Source organism: Vibrio sp. 10N.261.52.C11 (assembly GCF_041471405.1).
Lineage (GTDB): Bacteria > Pseudomonadota > Gammaproteobacteria > Enterobacterales > Vibrionaceae > Vibrio > Vibrio crassostreae_C.
Window position 1 is genome coordinate 1 of sequence record NZ_JBFROI010000117.1, and the last position, 4,167, is coordinate 4,167.

Genomic DNA, 4,167 nt, shown 5'->3' on the forward strand with positions numbered 1-4,167 from the left:
TAATTAATTTATTTATAAGGGCAATATTGAAGAAAAGCTCTTCCGAATTTCAAGCTCGGGAGAGCTTTGAGAGACTAGAAACTAAAGTGAAGATTACCTCTTAAACCAATAATCCAACTGTCATCAGCTTCTGAGTTCTTCGGTAAAGAATAAAGATATTGAACATTAGGAGTTAACGAGAGCGCACCCCAGTTCATTCGGTAATAGATTTCAGAGTTGTAAGAGTCATCAGCTACATTAGCAGAGTTGGGCTTAGCCCAACCCAAGGCGATGCCTAGCATGCCAGGTCCTGCCTCATACCCAGTACCAAACACGACCGAAGATTTGTATAGAGCCTCAGGTCCTTGCGCGACACCGGCTCTGAAAAATGGTATCCATGAGCCGGTTTTATATATGGACGACCAATTTGCGCCATAGTTTTCGCTAGCTTTCTCTTTTCCATCACTGTGCCAAACTGTTAGGTGTGAATTCTTCAAATAAAAATCGTCTTTCGACTCCACCCAACCTATTTCTAGGGACTTAAAATATTGATTATCATTGATGAACTGTTCAACACCATCGAAAGGCTTAGTCGAATCAGCTTTTGCATCAGAGAAACTTGCATAAAAATAATAGTTTTCCGACATCATATGGCGTAGAACGCCGCCGAATGTTGATTCATCTGGGATTGGGATAGAACCGGAACCGGTACTAAACTGTAAGTTAGAAAAACCATAGTAAGGGTTACCCAACTGATAAGTATCAACATAATCAGTTGCATCTAAAAAACCAACCATCATATCAGTAGATTGTTTATTAAAGGTTTGTGTCCAATAAAGATTCGTTAACCTTAAACCTATATCACTAAAAGCTGGTTGGATTACACCAAACCCTCCGACATTCTCCATGACAAATTCAGAGGGCGTACTCTCTGTATAACCGTGCTTATGATCAACCCTCAGCTGCAAAGCTCCGGTATCACTCTCTTTTTGGTAAGCTCGCCAATTCAATGTAATCCGTGCAATACCAGCTGCCGCACTGCTGTCTTTGTTCGGCAAGCTCTCACTGGACGTTAAACCAAAAACATAATAATCCACAGCTCCCTTTAAATCCTGGTCTTCAGCCGCATGAATCAACGTTGGCGTAACAAACACAACCGATCCCACAAGCGTTAGCCAAAAACGCTTAGTCTTTTTCGTAAATGCTACATTCTCAATCATATCAATAACTTCCTTTTTTTTTCATCGAAGTTGTACGACTCAGCTCAACTTTCATTGTTAGTCAGGAGTTATTAAGAGGGATTTGAAAAATGAATACTCGTAATTAATAGGTAATTTAAGCGCTCTCCTTTATCAACCTGTCACAATCATTTATTTAAAATCGAAAACACCTCAATTTTTTATACCAACATCAAAAATTGAGGTATATACTATTTCTTATCCCTACCCGGAGGCAGAAATGGATAATCAAAACACTACAAACACATTTCAAGCGCTTAAAATCGGTGCAGACGCTTACATTCAGCGTCGTAATCAACGTTTACTGGCCAATCATCGCAAAGAGCTGCGTAACTTTACCCGAGCAGAAGCCTCGGCCTACCTTGGCATTGATGCAAAAACGCTTGATCGGTATGTTACCGCCGCTGCGATAGATCCCCGTCGTCATGAAGACTCACAATGGTCGATCGATATCGCGGAAATGTACAAGGTACGTAACTTACTACCAGATAATCTACGTAAAGACGCTAAGTTCATACGCAGTGAGCAGCAAAAGGCGCAAGTGATGGTTATCCAGAACCAAAAAGGCGGTGTTGGTAAAACCGTTTCTGCCGCGACTATCGCATCAGGTTTAGCGACCGAGTTTCATCAAGAGTATCGTGTTGGTCTAATCGATATGGATGGCCAAGCCACGCTATCGATGTACTACGCGCCCGAAGCCGAGCAAGAAGGTAACTTGTCTGTTGGTGACTTGATGATGAAAACGTTCGACCTCGATGAAGGCGAAACCGTTGATCAAGTCATCTCTGAAGCCTTTCTTGAAACTACCATTCCAAACCTGCGCATTTTGCCTGCCGCGCAAAGTGACCGAGCGATGGAAGGCTGGTTTCATGAGCAAGTATTCAGTCAAACCTTAAATTCACCTTATTCACTACTTAAAGACATCATCGATAGTGTAAAAGATGAGTTTGATATCATTATTATCGACACCCCTCCTTCACTAGGTTATGCAACCTTCAATGCGTATTTTGCCGCAACGAATGTGGTCTTCCCATTGTCGATTACCGAAAACGACATTGATGCTACCTGCTCTTACTTCAGCTACATTCCTCAGGTGTGGGCCCTGTTAGAGAACGCCAACCATGAAGGCTACGACTTCATGAAGATCTTACTGACTAACCATCGTGATAGCTCAACCACTACCGAATTAATGAACAACCTGTACGACAACTTCTCTCCTTACTTGTACTCAAAAGAGTTTAAGCATAGTGAGGCCGTTCGTCAGTCATCTTCCCTACTCTCGACGGTGTTTGATATGTCGAAAAGTGAATACCCGAAAAGCAAAGCAACTTTCCAAAGCGCGCAACAAAACAGCTATGAAGTTACAAGTCAGATCTTGCGCGATATTCTGAACGTTTGGCGTGAACAGGAGAACAAATAATGGCGAAGAAACGTGGCGGGAGCCCTTTAGGCAATGCTCCTGGTTCAGCTCAAGCGCAGCAATCAGCGGCCAAAGCAAATTTAGACACTCTAACAAGTCAACTCAGCACCGAGCTAGAGAAAAGCGGGCAAAACGCTGAAGACTACCTTAGAACTAAGTTTGGATTAGAGTCTGTTGGCCAGAAAATGGTTTGGCAATTAGCTTCTGGTTCAACTGCCATTTTCAATGAAGTTACACTGTCACACGAACAAGTTAAGCAGAACTCATTTGTGACCTTTGATGTTAATGGTCGTGACCAGTCTCTGTTAACCAAAGAATCATTGGAAGATTTGAACTCGTTAGAGTTTCAGCAGTTCTATCCAGCCGTTGGCCGAGAAATTAATGGTCGCATTGATATTCTTGATGGCTCTCGCCGTCGTGCTTGGTTTTTATTTCAAGAAGGTCGTGTAAAAACATTCCGAATTCTAGTCACTCAAAACGAGCTTTCTACCACCGATGCCAAAGCGCTGGCTAAGCAGCTGCAAACCGCCAAAGAGCACAACCAGCGTGAAATTGGTTTGCAATGTCAAACTCTGATGAAGAACGGTGAGCTAACTCAAGAAGATGCGGCAAAAATCTTAAATATTAGCCGTCAAGCGGTAGGTCGAGCGCTGAAAGCAGCCAGTATTGACAGTAAGCTGATTGCCCTATTCCCTGTCGTTAACGACTTGTCTCATGCTGATTACTCCCTCTTGGCTAAGGTGATGAAAGCGTTCGCCGATGACAAGAAAGCCTTGAGCAGCTTCATTAAAAAAATAGCCGATAATGCTGTCAACGCTCAGGCTGAGCAGAGCCAAGAAGACGCTAAAGACGCTCTGATTGCTTACATTAAAGTTGAGTTAAAGATCGTTGAAGCCAAGCAAGAATTAGACAAAGCTGTCATTACTCCTCTAGCAGAGTTCGACAGTAAAGGTATGTTTGCTCGTAAGCGTGTTAAAGGTCGAAACTTTTCGTATGAATTTGGTCGCTTATCAAAGGATGTCCAAGCTGAACTCGATAAAGCTATCCAATCAGTGTTAGGTAAACACCACCAATCAACTTTATAAAAAGATAAAGGCTCTCAAATTAGGTAATGCCGTTCACTTGTGAGTGAACGGCATTTTTGTTCTTAGCATACCGGCTGTGGTCTAGGCTTAACTGTTCTAGGGAATGTTCTTTCCCTTCGCCCTTCAAGTATTAAGCTTTCAGCCATGTTGTGAAACCCCTTTAACTGACGAGGTATTGCTCCTGGTGTTGAGTAAGGTAAGCCTACAAGTAACGCCGATACATGAGCTAATGTGCCGTTAAAACTCAGTTGATAAGGAAGGTAATTTCCCTTTAAATTGAAGCAGAGCTCGACCATCTGATATCGGATTAAATTGTAAGTAAGCAAGATGCCCCATAACTCCTGCTTGACCAGCTCTGGTAAACGACTTCGCAGCGTAAGACGGTTTCCAAGCATGTATTGTTTTTGCTCTCGGTAGCCTAGCTCTATTTCCCAACGATGTTCAT

General features: G+C 42.7%; 3 protein-coding genes and 1 pseudogene. 2 read left to right on the plus strand and 2 right to left on the minus strand.

Going from position 1 to position 4,167, the window contains the following annotated elements; all coding sequences use genetic code 11:
• Positions 1-74: 74 nt before the first annotated feature.
• Positions 75-1,199: a carbohydrate porin gene (locus tag AB4323_RS24055; protein ID WP_017102338.1), complete on the minus strand. Its 1,125-nt coding sequence runs from the start codon at positions 1,197-1,199 to the stop codon at positions 75-77.
• Between the two features lie 238 nt (positions 1,200-1,437).
• On the opposite strand from AB4323_RS24055, the gene AB4323_RS24060 reads away from it, so the two are divergent.
• On the plus strand, positions 1,438-2,637 hold the full coding sequence (locus AB4323_RS24060; protein WP_016800054.1) for a ParA family protein: 1,200 nt from the start codon (positions 1,438-1,440) through the stop codon (positions 2,635-2,637).
• Entirely contained in the window at positions 2,637-3,722 is a 1,086-nt protein-coding gene (locus AB4323_RS24065; RefSeq protein WP_371995773.1) for a ParB family protein, read from the plus strand. The genes AB4323_RS24060 and AB4323_RS24065 overlap by 1 nt, the downstream gene beginning before the upstream one ends.
• A 19-nt stretch (positions 3,723-3,741) precedes the next feature.
• Here the strand turns inward: AB4323_RS24065 and AB4323_RS24070 are convergent.
• Positions 3,742-4,167 (minus strand): annotated as a pseudogene (locus AB4323_RS24070) (IS4 family transposase); the annotation flags it as partial.